Annotated in this window: 17 protein-coding genes, 3 tRNA genes and 1 other annotated feature; of the genes, 5 read left to right on the top strand and 15 right to left on the bottom strand. The window is 37.3% G+C overall.

Annotated features, from left to right (window positions below):
* Positions 1–16 precede the first annotated feature (16 nt).
* The 6 genes from EAI95_RS07275 to EAI95_RS07300 all read right to left on the bottom strand — a co-directional run bounded on the left by EAI95_RS07275 (position 17) and on the right by EAI95_RS07300 (position 5,628).
* Entirely contained in the window at positions 17–811 is a 795-nt protein-coding gene (locus tag EAI95_RS07275) for an energy-coupling factor transporter transmembrane protein EcfT (RefSeq protein ID WP_120701447.1), read from the bottom strand.
* Positions 804–1,646 carry an energy-coupling factor transporter ATPase gene (locus EAI95_RS07280; RefSeq protein ID WP_023024785.1) on the bottom strand — a complete coding sequence of 281 codons (843 nt, stop codon included), beginning with the start codon at positions 1,644–1,646 and terminating at the stop codon, positions 804–806. The genes EAI95_RS07275 and EAI95_RS07280 overlap by 8 nt, the downstream gene beginning before the upstream one ends.
* Complete coding sequence (locus EAI95_RS07285; protein WP_023024787.1) at positions 1,631–2,458, bottom strand: energy-coupling factor ABC transporter ATP-binding protein; 828 nt, start codon at positions 2,456–2,458, stop codon at positions 1,631–1,633. The genes EAI95_RS07280 and EAI95_RS07285 overlap by 16 nt, the downstream gene beginning before the upstream one ends.
* Positions 2,459–2,998 carry a CDP-diacylglycerol--glycerol-3-phosphate 3-phosphatidyltransferase gene (gene pgsA, locus EAI95_RS07290; protein WP_120701446.1) on the bottom strand — a complete coding sequence of 180 codons (540 nt, stop codon included), beginning with the start codon at positions 2,996–2,998 and terminating at the stop codon, positions 2,459–2,461.
* Between the two features lie 96 nt (positions 2,999–3,094).
* Positions 3,095–4,381, bottom strand: coding sequence for a pitrilysin family protein (locus tag EAI95_RS07295; RefSeq protein WP_129822602.1), 1,287 nt, complete (start codon positions 4,379–4,381; stop codon positions 3,095–3,097).
* The gene (locus EAI95_RS07300; RefSeq protein ID WP_129822603.1) at positions 4,378–5,628 is read right to left on the bottom strand and encodes a pitrilysin family protein; all 1,251 of its coding nucleotides are present in this window, start codon (positions 5,626–5,628) and stop codon (positions 4,378–4,380) included. Before EAI95_RS07300 ends, EAI95_RS07295 begins: the two co-directional genes overlap by 4 nt.
* A 152-nt stretch (positions 5,629–5,780) precedes the next feature.
* Between EAI95_RS07300 and yaaA the strand changes: the two genes are divergently transcribed.
* Positions 5,781–6,152 (top strand): S4 domain-containing protein YaaA, encoded by a 372-nt coding sequence (yaaA, locus tag EAI95_RS07305; RefSeq protein ID WP_048691002.1) that lies wholly within the window; start codon positions 5,781–5,783, stop codon positions 6,150–6,152.
* Between the two features lies 1 nt (position 6,153).
* On the top strand, positions 6,154–7,242 hold the full coding sequence (recF, locus tag EAI95_RS07310) for a DNA replication/repair protein RecF (protein WP_129822604.1): 1,089 nt from the start codon (positions 6,154–6,156) through the stop codon (positions 7,240–7,242).
* A gap of 80 nt (positions 7,243–7,322) precedes the next feature.
* Here the strand turns inward: recF and guaB are convergent, their stop codons facing one another.
* Both guaB and trpS read right to left on the bottom strand, forming a co-directional pair.
* Positions 7,323–8,804 (bottom strand): IMP dehydrogenase, encoded by a 1,482-nt coding sequence (gene guaB / locus EAI95_RS07315; RefSeq protein WP_048789949.1) that lies wholly within the window; start codon positions 8,802–8,804, stop codon positions 7,323–7,325.
* Positions 8,805–8,971: 167 nt separating this feature from the next.
* The gene (gene trpS, locus EAI95_RS07320) at positions 8,972–9,997 is read right to left on the bottom strand and encodes a tryptophan--tRNA ligase (protein WP_129822605.1); all 1,026 of its coding nucleotides are present in this window, start codon (positions 9,995–9,997) and stop codon (positions 8,972–8,974) included.
* 51 nt (positions 9,998–10,048) lie between these two features.
* Positions 10,049–10,274 (bottom strand) — a binding site (T-box leader).
* Positions 10,275–10,417: 143 nt separating this feature from the next.
* Between trpS and EAI95_RS07325 the strand changes: the two genes are divergently transcribed.
* Positions 10,418–12,040, top strand: a complete 1,623-nt coding sequence (locus EAI95_RS07325) for an ATP-binding cassette domain-containing protein (protein WP_061564539.1) — start codon at positions 10,418–10,420, stop codon at positions 12,038–12,040.
* Between the two features lie 52 nt (positions 12,041–12,092).
* A complete protein-coding gene (locus EAI95_RS07330) occupies positions 12,093–14,690 on the top strand; it encodes a YfhO family protein (protein ID WP_193775111.1) in 2,598 nt (865 codons plus the stop codon).
* Positions 14,691–14,771: 81 nt separating this feature from the next.
* On the opposite strand, the gene EAI95_RS07335 is transcribed toward EAI95_RS07330, so the two are convergent.
* From EAI95_RS07335 to rlmH, 7 genes are all read right to left on the bottom strand, one after another.
* A tRNA-Asn gene (locus tag EAI95_RS07335) sits at positions 14,772–14,845 on the bottom strand.
* A gap of 8 nt (positions 14,846–14,853) precedes the next feature.
* A tRNA-Glu gene (locus tag EAI95_RS07340) sits at positions 14,854–14,925 on the bottom strand.
* A 47-nt stretch (positions 14,926–14,972) separates the two neighbouring features.
* Positions 14,973–15,725, bottom strand: coding sequence for a LytTR family DNA-binding domain-containing protein (locus EAI95_RS07345; RefSeq protein WP_129822607.1), 753 nt, complete (start codon positions 15,723–15,725; stop codon positions 14,973–14,975).
* Positions 15,726–17,051, bottom strand: a complete 1,326-nt coding sequence (locus EAI95_RS10060; RefSeq protein WP_229102101.1) for a GHKL domain-containing protein — start codon at positions 17,049–17,051, stop codon at positions 15,726–15,728.
* Positions 17,051–17,182 (bottom strand): bacteriocin, encoded by a 132-nt coding sequence (locus tag EAI95_RS07355; RefSeq protein ID WP_129822608.1) that lies wholly within the window; start codon positions 17,180–17,182, stop codon positions 17,051–17,053. Before EAI95_RS07355 ends, EAI95_RS10060 begins: the two co-directional genes overlap by 1 nt.
* A 238-nt stretch (positions 17,183–17,420) precedes the next feature.
* Positions 17,421–17,494 (bottom strand) — tRNA-Arg (locus EAI95_RS07360).
* Between the two features lie 44 nt (positions 17,495–17,538).
* A complete protein-coding gene (gene rlmH / locus EAI95_RS07365; RefSeq protein ID WP_129822609.1) occupies positions 17,539–18,018 on the bottom strand; it encodes a 23S rRNA (pseudouridine(1915)-N(3))-methyltransferase RlmH in 480 nt (159 codons plus the stop codon).
* A gap of 201 nt (positions 18,019–18,219) precedes the next feature.
* On the opposite strand from rlmH, the gene EAI95_RS07370 reads away from it, so the two are divergent.
* Complete coding sequence (locus EAI95_RS07370; RefSeq protein ID WP_129822610.1) at positions 18,220–19,398, top strand: S1C family serine protease; 1,179 nt, start codon at positions 18,220–18,222, stop codon at positions 19,396–19,398.
* Positions 19,399–19,420 lie beyond the last annotated feature (22 nt).

The raw sequence follows: 19,420 nt of genomic DNA on the forward strand, positions 1-19,420 counted from the left end.
ATGTAGTGGTGGTATTCTAATATTTTAACCAAAAAATGATAGCACCAACTGCCACTATAGATAGAATAGCTATACTATCTAAGGCTTGCCATTTTAACTGCCTGTATCGGCTTCTTCCCTCTCCACTTTTATAACCTCTTGCTTCCATGGCAATTGCAAGAGCATCTGCACGTTTAAAACTTGATGCAAACAAGGGAATTAAAATCGGTATAAAAGAGCGGATTTTCTGAAGGAGATTTCCTTCTCCAAAATCAACCCCTCTAGCTCTCTGTGCATTCATAATGCGAATTGTATCATCCATCAGAGTGGGAACAAAACGGAGGCTCATAGACAACATGAGCCCAATTTCATGAGCAGGAACTTTGATCATTTTAAAAGGAGTTAACAATTTTTCTACTGCATCTGCTAAGCTTAAGGGTGTGGTTGTCAGCGTTAAAATCGTTGAAAATACAACAATGAGAATAAAACGACAAAAGATCACACCAGCTTGCGCAAGACCTTTATCCGTTACAGTCAAAAAATAAAATTGAAATAAAGTCTTACCACCAGTCGTCGCAAACAACTGAAAGAGGGTGGTGAATGCGATGATAAAGACCATAGATTTCAAGCCATTAATAAAAAAACGAAAGGGGATTTTAGCAATCAAAATCAAAGCAAGGGCCAATAAAAATAACAGGGCATTTGTCATCACATTATTAGCCCAAAACAAAATAACAATTAATAAGAAAAGTCCCAGTAACTTTGCTCTTGGATCCATACGATGGAGAATGGAATTACCTGGTACATATCGTCCTAAAATCATACTATTCATGTCCAATTAACTCCTTAAACTCCTGTAAAGTGATTGGTAAAATTGGCAAAGATAGTCCTTTTTGACGTAAACGCCAAGCAAATTTCGTCACTTTAGGTACACCTAATTGAATATTTTCTAACCCTTCTACATCCTGAAATACGTCCCTTGGGTGCCCAGACCTCACAATTCGTCCTTTTTCCAAAACATAAACAAGATTTGCGTATTCTGCCACATCTTCCATAGAATGACTAACAAGAACGATGGTCATGCCAGCTTGATGAAGTGACGCAAATAGCTTCATTAATTCCCGTCTGCCTGAGGGATCCAAGCCAGCTGTCGGCTCATCCAGTACCAAAATTTCAGGTTCCATCGCTAAAATGCCTGCAATAGCAACCCGTCTCATTTGTCCTCCAGATAATTCAAAGGGACTCCGTTCAAACAACTCTTCAGAAAGACCGACTAAAGTCAATTTCTCCTTGGCAATGCTTTCAGCTGACTCTTGGTCTACTCCAAAATTTTGAGGACCAAAAGCGACATCTTTTACCACAGTCTCAGCAAAAAGTTGACTTTCTGGAAATTGAAAAACAAGACCAACTTTCTTCCGAAGGTTCTTTAACTCTTTTTGAGAGGACTCAGAATCAATGTGTAAATCATTCATTTGCACTTCCCCTCGACTGGGTAAAAGTAGACCATTTAATAATTGGAGAATGGTTGATTTTCCACTTCCAGTATGCCCAATTAGGGCTGTATAAGAACCGCTTGGGATTTCCATATTCACATCAAAAAGAGCCGCTCCTTCAAATGGAGTTCCTTCTTGATAGGTATAACTAAGCTGTTTTAAAGCAATTCCCATAATAGTTTTTCTAGCTCTCCTTCAGTCTGATAGGTTTCTCCGACTGGAAAACCTTTTTGATGTAAAATGCTTCGCAATCGATTCGCGAAAGGTTCTTCTAATCCAATTTCATCTAAATCATCTCGAGAAAAGAGTTCTCTTGGAGTCAGATCCAAGGTCGCTTTCCCTTTTTCAAAGAGAATAACCCGATCACTTAGGGAAACTTCCTCTAAATCATGGGTAATAGAAATAACCGTTAAACCGTATCGTTCTTTAACTTCTCGAACCGTACGAATCAGTTCCAAGCGCCCCTCAGGATCCAACATGCTGGTCGCTTCATCTAAAATAATGATTTTAGGTCGTAAAGCAATAATTCCTGCTATCGCAACCCGTTGCTTTTGTCCACCGGATAACCTAGCTGGTTCTCGATCCTTAAACTCATCCATGCGAACCATTTTCAAAGCTTCATCTACTCGTTGAACCATCTCATCTCTTGGAATCCCTTGATTTTCTAATCCAAACGCCACATCATCTTCTACAGTAGCTCCAACAAACTGGTTATCCGGATTCTGAAAAACCATACCAATCTCACTACGTTTATCCCAAACGTTTTCAGGAGTTAGCAAATCTCCAGAGATATAGATTTCACCCGATTCGGGTTCCAACAAGCCATCAATCAAACGAACCACTGTTGATTTACCACTTCCGTTATGTCCGATAATGGATAACCATTCACCATGTTTCACGTGAAACGAAATATCATTTAACTGATGGTTCTCATCTGTTTTTTGGTATTTAAATGTAAGATTTCGAACTTCTATAATATTATTCATTTATCTAAAGGTATCTTTAAAGAGGTAGGCACTGCCTTTAAAGTATTCATATCCAGAGTAGACTGTAAAGATTAGCGCAACATAAAGCGTCAATTTGCCCAATAAATCCCAATGAAAGAGAAGGAAAATAATGGAAAACATTTGTGAGAAGGTTTTAATTTTTCCAGGCATAGCTGCTGGCAAAACAACTCCTCCTGTTTCAACCAATAACAGACGGAGGCCAGTAACAGCTAATTCACGGCAAATAATAACTGCCGTAATCCAAGCCGGAACCATCCTTAATTCAATCATCATGATAAAGGCAGACATGACAAGAAGCTTATCAGCCATGGGATCTGCAAATTTTCCAAAGTTACTAACAACTTCCCATTTACGAGCTAGATAACCGTCTAAATAATCGGTTATACTTGCAACCGCAAATACGATAGCTGCTGCTACATGCCAGCCATAACTTTTGCCAAATATTAGCATCAAAATAAAAATGGGAATAAACACAATTCGAATCAGTGTTAAGGCATTAGGAATATTTTCTTTTTTCATTCTAGTCTCCTTACTAGTTTACATAATAGTTTACATCTAATTGACAAAGCCGACCTCGATTTAATTCGACAAAATCATCATTCCATTCTTTTCCCATTATTTAGGGAAAATGATAAAGTCCGTCATATCACAAGCGTTGACAAAATCTCGCCCAACCTTTACAACGTCTTGTAAAGAAATACTTTGTAAAATTTTTGGAAGGTCAAATAGATTTTCACCCGTCTCAATTGGATTAAATTGAGTAGCAATATAATCCAAGGAATTCAAACCATGTAAAAAATCACCAAACATTTCGCTTTTAATCGTATCCAAATGCTCTTGAGTCACATCGGGATCTTTCTCAAAATTCTTTATGGCAGTTCTGAACTGATGGGATATACTGACAGGTTCAGAAGTATCCATCGTTAACATCACAAAGTGAAACGAAGACTCGACTTCAATTTCTAATGTCAAGGAGTTGTCAAGTTTACCAACTTCATAAAGCGACTGAAATCGTTTGGATGTCCACCCAAACATCATTGCAAACAATAATTTGAGGATAATCTTGTAGCGATACTGGTACATAGGAGGAATTTGATTTCTTCCACGAATTCCAATTGCTAATTTTGGTGAAGCAACTTCCATCCGACTTGTCTCATTTTGAACAACTGGATTTAAGTCTACAGGTGAAATGTGAGGAAGAGGATTTGAAGAAGTTTTCATCTCAAATTCAGAAACAAGGTTCACAAGACTGTCAAGATCAAAATTTCCGACAACTACTAGATGCATGTTGGATGGTTGGTAGAATAAATCGAAATTATCCTGTAAACTCTCTTCATCAATTTGAGAGAGAGAAGCTGTAGTACCTGCAATATCTTGGGCCAATGGTGTATCTGGATAGAGATTCGCCAGCGCCCTAAAGAATAATTGATAGTCAGGACTATCTTGGTACATTTCGATTTCTTGTTGAATAATCAATTGTTCCTTCTTTAGAGAATCCTTTGAGAGATGAAGAGATTGTGTCATCTCCAGTAACAATCTCAGATTTTCATTGACATTCGAGGTGGTCGAAAAGAGATAGCTAGTTTGTGTAAAGCTAGTAAAGGCATTACTTTCAGCTCCCAGCCTTACAAAATGCTGTAAATAATCTTGACCGTCTTGATCTTCAAATAATTTATGTTCAAGAAAATGTGCAATCCCTGCTGGAAATTCTTTTATTCCTTCTACTCCATCTAATGTAAATCTTGTGTCAATAGAACCGAATTTAGTAGAAATGATTGCATAGCTTTCATTAAAATCCGCTTTTGGAATTAAATATAACTTCAATCCATTTTGGAGACTTGTCTGATAAACACATTCTCCAACAGCTGGATAATCTATTTTCTCCAAATCTTTCTTTATCATTCTCTTCCTTCCATAAAATAGACCGCTTGTAATTTGAGTGATTTGGCAACAGTCATAATTTCTTCTTTCGTCACCAGTTGAATAGCTTGGATCCAATCATCAATTGACAAGAACTGTTTTCCTAAAATAGAGTGTAAATAAGCTCTTTCAATCAAGGTGCCAGGTCGATCCTGCGACAATTTTGCAGCATTTATAATCATTTCTTTTGTCAAGCGCAGCTCTTCACTTGTAAACTTCCCTCTCTTCAAGTCACTCACTTGACGGCTCATCAGGGTCATGGTCCGGGTTCGATTTTTTCGATCAATCCCCGCATAGATCCGCATAAAATGAGAAAAAATATCAAAATGGCTAGAGATGGTATAAGCCAACCCTTCTTTTTCTCGAATGACTGTAAACAATTTTGAATGAGAGAAAGCCCCCAGTAAACCATTTAAAACAATCAAAGCAAAATGCTCTTTCTCTCCATACTGAACAGGAAAATGATAACCTAACTCTAAAATAGATTGATGAGTATCTCTTTGCTCGAGTCCTTCTCTGATAACGTTTGAAAAAGATTGGGCATAAAAAAGATTGACATGAGATTTACGAGGTTGTAAACCAAATTCACTAATCTTTTCAATGACCGCTAGTTCATTGAAATCACCCATAAAGAAAAAGTCAATCAGATTTGTTTGAAGCATTTCTTGAAATGCTTGATAAGCTGACCCTTCATCCTCATTCTGAATCTGCTGGACACTTCCATACTTACTTAGTTTCATATCAGCTTGATCATAAAACAAACGATTCAATTGTTGGTGAGCATAATAAAAATGATTTTCAATTTCTGCTTCTAGTTCTGTAACGAGATTTTTTTTCTCTACTGAAAAAGTTTCTGAATGAAAGCACCCGTTTTCTGCAAGAGGAGCATTCAGAGATACCTTTAATAAATCCAACATCTGATCTGTCAAGACATTTTTCTTGCTCAAAAAAGCATCACGGACATAAGATAAATTAATATCAATGTAGTGCATTTGACCGCGTTTTGAAACAGAAGTAGAAAAATTTGCTCCATACAAGTTCGCCAACTGCTCTCTAAATTTCTGTGAAGTTGGGTAAAGTTGATTGGCTGTTTCGATCATGCGTGAGGCTAGAACTCGTCCTGCTATTGTTTCTTCAGAAAGAGGGGCCGAGAACCGCACTTTTATCTCATTGGTCTTAAATTTTTCTGATTTCATAAAATGGATTCGAACACCAGTAACTAATTCCATCGTCATCCTCGTTCTAACAAATATTACTCTTCATTATATCATGAAATCCCAGTAAAATCTTTCCCAGACAGATTAAAAAACGTTTACACTGACTCGCCCTATTTTAGGTTTTTCATCCTTTTGTGGTATAATAACTATCATTGAGGTGAACTATGAACTATAAACTTTTTGATGAATTTATCACACTACAAGCCCTATTTAAAGAACTGGGAATCATCCAAAGCGGTGGAGCTATCAAAGCCTTTTTACACGAAAATCAAGTAGAGGTCAATGGAGAAGTGGAAACCAGAAGAGGACGTAAGTTACGAGTGGGAGATACAATCGAAGTAATTGGTGAGAAGGAAGTCATAACACTGACAGAACCTAGTCCAGAAGAGATTGAAGACTATCAAGCGGACAAGCTGGAAAAAGAACGCGTTGCTCAATTAGTGAAGAAATTAAACAAAGAACAAAAACAAAAAAAAGATTCTAAACCTAAAAAAGAAGAGAATAAGCGGAAGCCTGTTCGTTTCCCAGGAACATAATATGTGGCTTAAATCCATACACATTCAGAAATTTCGAAATTATAAAGAAGTAGATCTTCAATTCCACTCTGGTTTGAATATTTTCTTAGGCCAAAATGCTCAAGGAAAAACCAATCTCCTCGAATCCATCTACTTTTTAGCCTTGACCCGCAGCCATCGGACCCGTTCCGATAAAGATTTAATTCATTTTCAAGAGGAACAATTTACTGTTTCAGGGATCTTAGAAAAAAAAACCGGCTCAATCCCTTTAGAAATTTCCTTATCCTCAAAAGGACGAGTCACTAAAGTGAACTACTTAAAACAAAGCAAGTTATCAACCTATATCGGTAACATGAATGTGGTTCTCTTTGCTCCAGAGGATTTACAACTTGTTAAAGGCTCACCCGCTCTTCGTCGCAAGTTTATTGATATTGATTTAGGCCAGATGAAACCCGTCTATCTATCAGATTTAACAGCCTATCATCATGTTTTAAAGCAGCGAAACAGTTACTTAAAAACGGCAACTACCGTAGACCCAACCTTTTTAGATGTTTTGGATGAGCAATTAGCAGATTATGGTAGCCGAGTCTGCATCCATCGGAAAGATTTTCTTAAAAAATTAGAAGACTTTGGTCAAGAGAAACATTTTGAAATTTCCAATCAAACTGAAAAACTATCTATTCGGTATGATTCCTCCATTCCTTTTCAAGATGAAGAGACACTTCGCCCAACTTTTATCAAATTACTTCGAGAAAATCGGACAAAGGATCTCATCAAAAAAACAACCAGTGTTGGTCCTCACCGAGATGACATTAGCTTTTACATCAATGACATGAATGCAACTTTTGGTAGCCAAGGTCAGCACCGCAGTGTTGTTCTTTCCTTAAAATTAGCGGAGATTTCATTAATTGAATCACTGACGAATGAAAAGCCGATTTTACTCTTAGACGATGTTATGAGTGAACTTGACAACAATCGTCAACTACATTTACTAGAAGTTATCTCTCGTGACATCCAAACGTTTATCACAACTACTACCTTAGATCACCTAAAAGACTTGCCTGAAGACTTAAAAATCTTTAATATTCACTCAGGTCACGTTGACGAATAATTAACAAGGTTGTCAATTTTGATTGACAACTTTTTGACACAATAAAAGTGTGAAATCTTATGATTTCACACTTTTATTTTTTATTGAACAGAGTAGTTTGGTGCTTCATTGGTAATTTGGACATCGTGTGGGTGGCTTTCTTTCAACCCTGCCCCAGACATTTCAACAAATTGTGCATTTTCATGCAATTCTTGAAGGTTGGCAGCTCCAACATAGCCCATACCAGAACGGATACCACCAATCATTTGGAAGACGATATCGGCTGCTGAACCCTTATAAGCAACCCGACCTTCGATTCCTTCTGGAACCAATTTGTTGGCTTCATTAACAGAACCTTGGAAGTAGCGGTCGCTTGAACCTTTCTTCATGGCTGCAATAGATCCCATACCACGATAAGTCTTGAACTTACGTCCTTGGAAGATTTCAGTTTCACCTGGTGCTTCATCTGTTCCTGCAAACATAGATCCAAGCATGACTGCATGACCACCAGCTGCAAGGGCTTTTACAATATCTCCAGAATACTTGATCCCACCATCAGCAATGATTGTTTTTCCATATTCACGCGCAACAGCAGCTGCGTCATAGATCGCTGTAACTTGAGGAACTCCGACCCCAGCAATCACACGAGTTGTACAGATTGAACCAGGTCCAATCCCTACCTTAACCACGTCAACACCTGCATCATAGAGAGCACGTGCTCCCTCAGCTGTAGCAATATTACCTGCAATCAAGGTGCGATCTGGAAAATGAGCACGAATTTCAGCGATTTTACGAAGAACACCTGCAGAATGACCATGGGCTGTATCGATAACAATAGCATCCGCACCAGCTTCAAACAATGCTTCCGCACGCTCAAAAGTGTCAGATGTAACTCCGACAGCACCTGCTACTAAAAGACGACCAAATTCGTCTTTCGCTGCATTTGGAAACTCAATAACTTTTTCAATATCCTTAATGGTAATCAAACCTGACAAACGACCATTTTCATCCACCAATGGTAATTTTTCAATACGGTGTTCTTGAAGGATCCGTTCAGCTGTTTCTAAATCTGTACCAACTGGTGCAGTCACAAGATTCTCGCTGGTCATATGGTTGGAAATCGGTTGATTATAATCAGAAATAAAGCGTAGGTCACGGTTGGTCAAGATCCCTACTAGTTTACGGTTTTCCATGGTTTCAACCACAGGTACACCACTGATCCGGTAACGTCCCATAAGTTCATCGGCTTCAGCAATGGTATGTTCAGGTGTTAAGAAAAATGGGTCAATAATAACGCCGTTTTCAGAGCGTTTTACTTTACGAACTTCATCTGCTTGTTGGGCAATGGACATATTTTTATGAATAACCCCAAGTCCTCCAGCACGGGCAATGGCAATAGCCATTTGGCTTTCAGTAACTGTATCCATCGCAGCTGTGATGATTGGGATATTCAACACAAGGTTATCCGCCAATTTTGTACGAAGATCTGCATCGTTTGGTAATACATGACTTTCAGCTGGAATGAGCAATACATCATCGAAGGTATAACCTTTTTTCAAAAATTTAGTGTCCCAATTTGACATTCCCATTTTCCTCTTTTCTTTCTTTTTGAGCCAAGCTCGTCTTTTTTGATTGATAATATCATACCATTCTAAGATAATTTGTCAATCATTTGTAGAATATTTCAAAAAGAGGTGTTGGAACCTCTTTTGAATCAGTTATTTTATTGAATCATCTCAATATCAAGAGCTTACTTGAAATAGTTTAATCCCATAGCAGATTTTACTTGATCAAGCGTTTCTGCTGCAACCGAACGGGCTACTTCACTACCTTTTTGAAGCATATCATAAACTTGACCCATATCTTTAGCAAATTCAATCCGTCGTTCGCGAATAGGCCCCAACTCTCTTTCAAGAATCTCTAACAAATAGCGTTTGGTTTTAACATCTCCTAAACCACCCCGTTGGTAATGGTCTTTCATGTCTTGAATGGTCGCTTGATCTTCTTCTTTTCCAAACACATCCAAATAATGGAAAACCATATTTCCTTCGATTTTCCCTGGATCTTCGACACGAATATGCTCAGGATCTGTATACATACTCATGACCTTTTTCTTCAAGGTGTCCATATCATCGGCTAAATAAATACCATTTCCAAGAGATTTAGACATCTTAGCATTTCCATCCAAGCCAGGCAAACGACCTGCCGCCTCATTTTCTGGGAAAATTCCTTCCGGTTCAACCAAAACATTGCAATGATACGCATGGTTAAAGGAACGAACAATTTCACGAGTTTGCTCAATCATGGGCTTTTGGTCAGTTCCAACAGGCACGAGATTGGCTTTAAAAGCGGTAATATCTGCAGCTTGGGAAACAGGATAAACCAAGAAACCAGATGGAATAGACTCTCCGAATCCTTTTTGGGCAATTTCTGTCTTAACGGTTGGGTTTCGTTCCAAACGTGAAACAGAGACCAAATTCATGTAATACATGGTCAATTCCGCTAGCTCAGGGATTTGACTTTGAATAAAAATAGTTGATTTCTTTGGATCTAAGCCAGCTGCTAAATAATCTAGAGCAACATTTCCAATAGACTCAACAATGGTTTGCGGATCTTTAGCATGATCCGTTAGAGCTTGCTGATCGGCTAAAAAGACAAACATCTGGTACTTGTCTTCATTTTGCATAATAACTCGATTCTTCAACGAACCGACATAGTGTCCAATATGGAGCTTCCCAGTCGGGCGATCTCCAGTTAAAATAATCGGCTTGGTCATTTTTCTTCCTCCCTAAAGTACAAAATAAAAGCCCACGCATAGCAAAAACTATGCGAGGGCGTCTGAGACACGGTGCCACCTCACTTAGAACAGCATATGCTGTTCTCTCTGACTCATCACAAATGAGCTGCACATAAGGCCTGCTAGCCGAATCTCTATTGGTTAAGATTCTATTTGAACATCAGTCCATTTCATTCTGTTTCGTTGCTTATTTTCAGCGACCATAAGCTCTCTAAAAAACGAATACAAATTACTCTTCTGATTGCTTTTCATTATATAATGACATCAAAGGAAAGTCAAGTTCTTCACCCTTTTCTACAGACTAAATGACTTCCTCCAATGCATAAGGGTATTCATTGAAAAATCAAGCGTTTTCTAGTAAAATAGGCTTATATAGACAGAAAAAGAGGAGAACTATACGTGCTAACAGTTACAGACGTCTCACTACGTTTTAGTGATCGTAAACTTTTTGATGATGTCAACATCAAATTTACAGAAGGAAATACCTATGGTTTGATTGGGGCCAATGGTGCTGGAAAATCAACCTTTTTAAAAATCTTAGCTGGGGATATTGAACCGACAACTGGTCATATTTCTCTTGGACCAGACGAACGTCTTTCTGTTCTTCGTCAAAATCACTTTGACTACGAAGATGAGCGTGCCATTGATGTCGTTATCATGGGAAATGAAAAACTTTATAGCATCATGAAGGAAAAAGATGCTATCTATATGAAGGAAGATTTTTCAGATGAAGACGGTGTCCGCGCAGCAGAACTTGAAGGAGAATTCGCTGAACTAGGTGGTTGGGAAGCAGAAAGTGAAGCTTCACAACTCCTCCAAAATCTGAATATTCCAGAAGAGCTCCACTACCAAAATATGAGTGAACTAACAAATGGAGATAAAGTGAAAGTCCTCCTAGCCAAAGCTCTCTTTGGTAAACCAGACGTCCTTCTTTTGGACGAGCCGACCAACGGTCTAGATATTCAATCCATTACCTGGTTAGAAGATTTCTTGATTGATTTTGAGAATACCGTTATCGTTGTATCCCACGACCGTCACTTCTTGAATAAAGTATGTACCCACATGGCCGACCTAGACTTTGGAAAAATCAAACTCTATGTTGGTAACTATGATTTCTGGAAAGAATCATCTGAACTGGCTGCCAAGTTGTTAGCAGACCGTAATGCTAAAGCAGAAGAAAAAATCAAACAATTACAAGAATTTGTGGCTCGTTTCTCTGCCAATGCGTCAAAATCAAAACAGGCAACGTCGCGTAAAAAGATGCTTGACAAGATTCAGTTAGAAGAAATTGTCCCATCTAGCCGAAAATACCCATTTATCAGCTTTAAAGCGGAGCGAGAAATTGGAAATGATCTGTTGACAGTAGAGAACTTATCTGTAAAGATTGACGGTGAAACTATTCTTGACAACATCAGCTTCATCTTACGTCCAGGTGACAAGACGGCTCTTATCGGTCAAAACGATATCCAAACAACTGCCTTGATCCGCGCCATTATGGGTGAAATCGAATATGAAGGAACTGTCAAGTGGGGAGTTACAACTAGCCGCTCTTACTTACCAAAAGACAATTCAGCTGACTTTGCAGGTGGCGAGTCAATTCTTGACTGGTTGCGTCAATTCGCAAGTAAAGAAGAAGATGACAATACCTTCCTTCGTGGATTCCTCGGACGCATGCTCTTCTCTGGAGATGAGGTTAACAAGCCTGTCAACGTCTTGTCAGGGGGAGAAAAGGTGCGCGTGATGCTTTCAAAACTCATGCTTTTGAAGTCAAACGTTCTTGTACTTGACGATCCTACAAATCACTTGGACTTGGAATCAATTTCAAGCTTGAACGATGGATTGAAAAACTTCAAAGAATCGATCATCTTTGCCAGTCACGACCATGAGTTTATTCAAACTCTTGCCAACCATATCATTGTTCTTTCAAAAAATGGTGTCATTGACCGGATTGATGAAACCTATGATGAATTCTTAGAAAACCAAGAAGTTCAAGCAAAAGTTAAAGAACTTTGGAAAGACTAAGAATCACTCCAAAGAATCAAAAACCCTGGAACCTTTGTTTCAGGGTCTTTCAATAGACTATATGAAATTTAAAAAATATCTATCACACCCCATCATTGTTTACTTTACAGCTTTTTTACTTCCCTTTACAATCTTATTTTTCGTCTACCTCAGTCAGGGCATTTATTGGGGGAGTGAAACTTCTCCTTTATTAGGTGATGGCTTTCATCAATACGTTATTTTCGACGTTACTTTACGAAATATTTTACACGGAACCGACAGCCTCCTTTACAGCTTTACAAGTGGGCTCGGGTTAAATTTCTACGCTCTTTCCAGCTATTACTTAGGAAGTTTTCTATCTCCCTTTGTCTTCTTCTTTGACAGTTTATCCATGGTTGATTCCGTCTATCTCTTTACACTGATAAAAATAGGATTGATTGGGTTGTCAACTTATTATTCCATTAAGGGAATCTATCCTCAACTGCAAACATTCTTGGTTCTTTCGCTGTCAACTTTGTTTGCGTTAATGAGTTTCTCCGTCAGTCAGATTGAAATCAAAACCTGGCTCGATGTCTTCATTTTGGCTCCTCTTATTCTGTTAAGTTTACACCGTTTGATGACTCAAAAGAAGCGGGTTCTCTACTTTACAAGCTTGACTATCCTCTTCATCCAAAATTATTATTTTGGATTTATGATGGCTATCTTCTTGACATTATGGTATTTCACGCAGCTTTCCTGGGACTATAAAAAAAGAATATCTTCTTTCTTTGACTTTACAATTGTGTCAATTTTAGCAGGGGTCACTAGCTTGATCATGATTTACCCCACCATATTGGATTTACGAACTCATGGAGAAAACTTTACCAAGATTACAAGAACCTTTACAGAAAATAGTTGGTACTTAGACGTTTTTGCAAAGAATTTGATTGGTAGCTTTGATACAACAAAATATGGGGCTATCCCTATGATCTATGTTGGTCTATTTCCATTCTTACTTGCCTTTCTATTTTTCTTTGTCAAATCGATTCGGTTTCACGTGAAACTAGCATATTTGACCTTATTAGTCATTCTTATTGCAAGTTTCTATTTACAAGCTTTGGATTTATTCTGGCAGGGAATGCATGCTCCTAATATGTTTCTTCACCGTTATGCCTGGCTCTTTTCATTGACTATTTTGTTCATGGCAGCAGAGGTCCTCAATCGGATAAAAGAAATCAATTGGCAACGACTCTGCCTAGCTGTTAGTTTGCTTAGTATTGGTTTTATCCTCACCTTTCTCTATCGCAAGCACTATCCTTTCTTGACAAGCAGTCATTATGTATTGACACTAGAATTTCTTCTTGTATTCTTTACTGTGACACTTGCCTTTACAGTTCGTAAACTTTCTCATCCCATTTTTTCTGCTGTTATTCTTTTCTTCTGTTTGTTTGAAATTAGTATAAACAGCTATTATCAGATCGATGGGATTGCAAATGAATGGGTATTTGCAGCTCGTTCTTCTTACCAAGGAAAGATTCCATCAATTGATAAATTGACATCAAGTTTACAGGATGATCAAGAATTTTACCGAACAGAGATTCTCCAACCTCAAACAGGTAATGATAGTATGAAATATAATTTTAGAGGGGTCTCCCAATTTTCATCTGTCAGAAATACAGATACCAGTTCGACCCTAGACAAACTCGGTTTTAAATCAGATGGAACCAACTTGAACTTGCGCTATCAAAACAATACATTACTAATGGATAGTCTGTTCGGGATCAAATACAATATTTCAGATAGGAATCCCCAAAAGTTTGCTTTTCATAAATTGGAAACGCAAGGAAATCAGACCTTGTATCAAAATGAAAAAGCTCTTTCACTAGCATTTCTAACCGCAAGTCCCTACAAGGATATCCCATTTTCTAATCTAACCTTAGATAACCAAAAGAACTTTCTCAATCATCTAACGGGGCAATCGTTGACTTACTATCAGCGATTACATCCACTGAAAACTGGTGCAGACGATCCTTCTCAAGGACCTCAAAAGGCTAAAGTTGAAGCAGATAGTTTTCTGACTTATGCCAGTATCGAATATGAGCTCTATGTTCAAAACGATAGTCAACTTTATGTAAACCTTCCTTCTTTAGAATTTGAGAATGAAGATTATACCGATGTTGAGATCATTACGAATGGCCAAGTCAACCGCTATACAACAGACAATGTCTTTCCATTCTTCACCATTGGTCACTTTACAGCAGGAGAAACTGTTAAGGTTCGAATTGCCTTCCCTGAAAATTCTACCGTAACCTTCCAAACTCCAGAATTTTTTGCTTTGAACCTTCAAGCCTACCAGGAAGCCTTTGAAAGGTTGCACCAACAAGAAGTTCATGTGCAAACCAAAGGAAATACCGTCACTGCAGATTTTACAGCAGACCACCATACAAGTCTCTTTTTCACCCTTCCTTATGATAAAGGGTGGACAGCGACGATCAATAATCAACCTGTCCCTATTCAAAGGGCTCAAAAAGGATTTATGACTGTTGATGTCCCTAAAGGAAAAGGACAGGTTGTTCTACAGTTCATTCCACATGGGTTAAAAGAAGGAACCATCGCTTTCCTACTCGGAATTCTTTCCTTCGCTTGCTACAATGCTATTCGAAAGAAATCTCAATCCTCAAAAAATCAGTAAATTCGCATCATAAAGAGCCCCTTCAGTTGGAAGGGGCTCTTATTTTATACAAAAAAAGCATCCCTTAGGATGCTAGTTTAGCTCCGCCAGTAGGACTCGAACCTACGACATCATGATTAACAGTCATGCGCTACTACCAACTGAGCTATGGCGGAATGAGATATAGTCCGTACGGGATTCGAACCCGTGTTACCGCCGTGAAAAGGCGGTGTCTTAACCCCTTGACCAACGGACCATGTCATTAACAGAACATATCCCATTATACCATCGATTCAAAAATTGTCAAGCCTTTTTCTGTATTTTATTTAATAATTCTTCGACCCTTTTCACCTGTGTACGAGAAACAGGGCAAGTTTTCTCCTCTTCTAACATCAAGAGTCTCTTGCGACGATCAAAACTGACAATCATTCTTTGATTCACTAGATAAGACTGATTAGGACTGAAGAAATGATTGTCCACATCTTTTTCAAGTATATCCTTGATAGTCCCTAAAAATTCCTTTTGAAAATTCTTTCCAACAAGTCGCAATTTGTGGGAAACTCCAGTTGTTTCAATGTACAATATATCTCGATATGGCACTCGAATTTCCATATTTTTGAAACTATACTCAAAGAAATCAATGATATTTTTATTTTCAATCACATTCTTCTTCAAGTAGAGAATACATTCTCTAATTTTTTCCTTAAACAAGTTTTCATTCAAGGTTTTTTCAATAAATTCAAGAGCTGATACCTTGTAACGATAGGTAATAGTAGCAAATTCCGATTTCGTCGTGATAAAGGCAATGATCGCAAAAGGATTGACCTCACGAATCATTTGAGCTGCCTTGATACCAGCTTTTTCATCCCCTTTGATATCAATGTCAAGGAAGAAAAGCTGATGAAAATCACCATTGGTTAGATATTCCTTTAGTTCAGTTATTTTACTGGTGGAAACAATATTTAATCGTAGGCCTTCCTCCTCAGCGATAGCTTTCACATGTTTCTCTACTCGAACTTGTTGAGAAATTTCGTCCTCTAGCAATACAATATTCATCTATCTTCCTTTCTCTCCAATAACTAAGCTCTGCGTAAATCTTCCATTGATCAACTCTGTCTCTAGAAAAATAGCAGCATATTCTCCAATAAGCTCTTTTACAATCGCAAGGCCCATTCCTCTACGATCCCCTTTAGTTGAAAATCCTTTTTCATAGAGCTTATTCCAATTAATCGGTTCATCAGAAATAGAGTTCTTTATGATCAGATGCACTCCATTCGGCATATTAAAAATCGCTATTTGAACTTCTTTTTCTTGACTCATTTTAGCAGCTTCAATAGCATTATTGACTAAAATTCCAACAGTTCGTACGAGATCCAACAATCTCATTGGAACCTTTTCAATAATATCTTCTGTTTCAAAGGTTAGTTTGACACCCATTTCCTCCGCATAGATCCATCCCCTACTTAGGATACTTCTCAAAGCAGAATCTCGAATATTTCCTAGGTCAAATCCTGTATATTCTTCTTTTTGGAGTTGGCCGTAGCATTCCTCAAGAACATCTCTTTGAATTCGTTTAATATCCTCAATATTTTCTTCCTCAATCGCTAAATTTAAGGAAGTGATAATATTGCCAAAATCATGACGAAAACCTTTTAATTCTAAATAGAGGCCTTGAATTTTATTCATATACTGCTCCATTTGGCGCTGTTCGAACCTCTTTTGCTTCAACTCCATTTTCTTTTCATAACGATCTCGAACCGTCTTCATTTGAACCATGGTTCCGATAAATATCAAGAAGCAAATCGTTGCTACCATGCTACCAAAACTATTGAAATGAGCAATATCACTTATCCAATGAGAAGCATTCAATACTAAGGTTAAAATAAGATAACTAACAATCAATTGTTGGACAAATTTCTTAAAAACCCGCTCTTTAAAATAGAGAAGATTCACTTCGAGAATGGCAATAATTCTCGTAATAATAACAATCGATAAAACTGAAATAAGAGTAACAAAAAATATAGAATAATAAGTTACTATGTAATCTCCAGTTATAGACGATAAAATTACTGATAAAAAAGTATCTGTTGTCTCAAAAGCTAGATAAATAAACAGAGAATATAAAATTGCAAAAAAATGGTCATATCTACAGAAGAATCTATAGTACGCGTAAAAAAATAGAGGATAAGCTAAAATAAAGAAAGCGTATAAGAAATCTAATTCAAAATATCCTAAAATATAAGATATCACATAAAGTAAAGTAGAAATGATTAAAATTAAATAGAATTTTGAATGCTTATGTTTTAATTGTCTATCAATTAATGGATAAGATAAAATCAAGGGTAATCCAATGAGAATAAAATACACATAATTCATGGACATTATTTTTTACCTTTTTTAAATAAATCTCTAATAATAATTTTTGAATGTTTATCCCCTCCACAAATTTGCTGCAATTCTTTTTCTGTAAGAACCTTAAATTCTTTAGAAACTGTTGATGGATTGTTTTTCATAAAAGAATCTCCTTATAATTTATTTGATCATTAAATTATTAAATTTAATATACATAAATTTTAGTAAAAAATCAAAGAATTTTTTAACATTTCCGCTATTTGGTTCATTTTTACAGCTATTTGGAACGAAAAATCTAGTTTTTGCAATTTTTTTATCCCATCTGTTTAGAAAAATTCTAGTTTTTTTTAAACTAAGTAACAAAAAAACGTGATTTTTATACAAATCACGTTTTTATTTTGATCCCAGCAGGATTCGAACCTGCGACCGTTCGCTTAGAAGGCGAATGCTCTATCCAGCTGAGCTATGAGACCAGATGTCTTTTTATTCTATCAGAAAATAGGAGGAGCGTCAAGATTCATTTATGGTAAGGACTTCCTTGTTGAATCATAAATGCCCGGTAGATTTGTTCGATTAAAACAAGCTTCATCAATTGATGGGGAAGGGTTAACTTTCCAAAACTCATAAGTAAATTCGCTCGTTTTTTAACTGCTGGGGACAAACCTAGACTTCCTCCAATCACGAAGGTAATTTCAGAATACCCTCGTACAGTCACCTCTTCTATGGTTTGACTAAACTTCTCAGATGGAAATTGTTGCCCTTCAATCGCTAAGGCAATCACATACTCACGATCTCCAATTTTAGCTAATATGCGATTTCCTTCTTTTTCTAGGATTTGCTGATTTTCTAAATCACTAGCCCGATCAGGAGTTTTGTCATCCGGTAATTCTATCATTTCTAGCTTCGTAAACCGCCCCAAGCGTTTCGTATACTCGGCGATTCCATCTTTTAAATACTTTTCTTTTAATTTTCCAACTGTTACAATCTTAATTTTCATATTCATATTCTAACACAAATGAACTTATACACAAGTCTTCAACAAATAGACCAGCATCTATCTTTCAAAAAATGGCTCTATATTCACGTTTTTCACACTTATACACAGTTTTCCACAACTTGTGGAAAAAATTTCCATTTTAAGTTATAATTAAGAAACTAGGTCTATACTTTTCCATAATTGGAACAATAGGAGAAAACTATGAAACAACCATCAAATTTTCTAAAAAAAATTTTGCAACTTTTACTTGTTCTTGTCATTGGGTTTACTGGAGGAATCTTAGGGACCTTGACCTCTTTCCAGTTTACCAAGGGGAATTCTACAAATCCTAGCCAAGAAATAAAATCTACCAAAGTTAATCATGCTTATAAGAATACAACATCAACTAGTGAAGCTGTTGATAAGGTTAAAAATGCTGTTGTTTCTGTTATTACCTATGCTGAAACCTCTGAAAAAGGCTTCATCAATGGAGAAACAGATTCTGATCCAGAAGTAGCTAGTGAAGGTTCAGGTGTTATCTATAAAAAAGACGGTAAAGACGCTTATTTAGTAACAAATGCCCACGTATTAATGGGAGCAACAAAAGCCGATATTCTCTTTGCAGATGGAAATAAAGTTTCTGGAGAAGTTGTTGGTTCTGATACTTTCTCAGATATTGCGGTTGTTAAAATCAGTTCAGATAATGTTACGACCGTGGCTGAATTTGGGGATTCATCTAAGTTGACTGTTGGAGAGACCGCAATCGCTATTGGTAGTCCTTTAGGAACAAAATTTGCCAATTCCGTTACCCAAGGGATTGTCTCTAGTCTCGGACGTACTGTGAAGCTCAAATCAGAAGACGGCCAAAATGTATCTACAAAAGCGTTGCAAACGGACGCTGCAATCAACCCAGGGAATTCTGGTGGTCCCCTTATCAATATTCAGGGACAAGTCATCGGAATTACCTCAAGTAAAATCTCTTCAAATGGCCAAACTGCGGTTGAAGGAATGGGATTTGCAATTCCTGTAAATGATGTACAAAATATTATTGAACATTTAGAAAAAGATGGTAAAGTCATTCGTCCAGCTCTTGGAATTACCATGATGGACCTGGCTAACCTATCCTCTTCTGATCTTAGCCAATTAGACATTCCAAGCAAACTCAAAGGTGGGGTTCTTGTCCGCTCAGTTGAAAATGATATGCCGGCATCCAAATATTTGCGTCGATTAGATATCATTACAAAAATCGATGACACAAACATTGAATCAACTGCAGATTTACAATCTGCCCTCTATTCTCATCAAATTGGTGATAAAATTAAAATCATTTTCTATAGAGATGGTAAGCAAAAAACAGCTACCATTGAGCTGACAAAATCTACAGAAAATCTTGGAAATTAAGTAAATTTACAACAGTGTCAAC

It is taken from the genome of Streptococcus sp. bf_0095 (assembly GCF_004166885.1).
Classification (GTDB): domain Bacteria; phylum Bacillota; class Bacilli; order Lactobacillales; family Streptococcaceae; genus Streptococcus.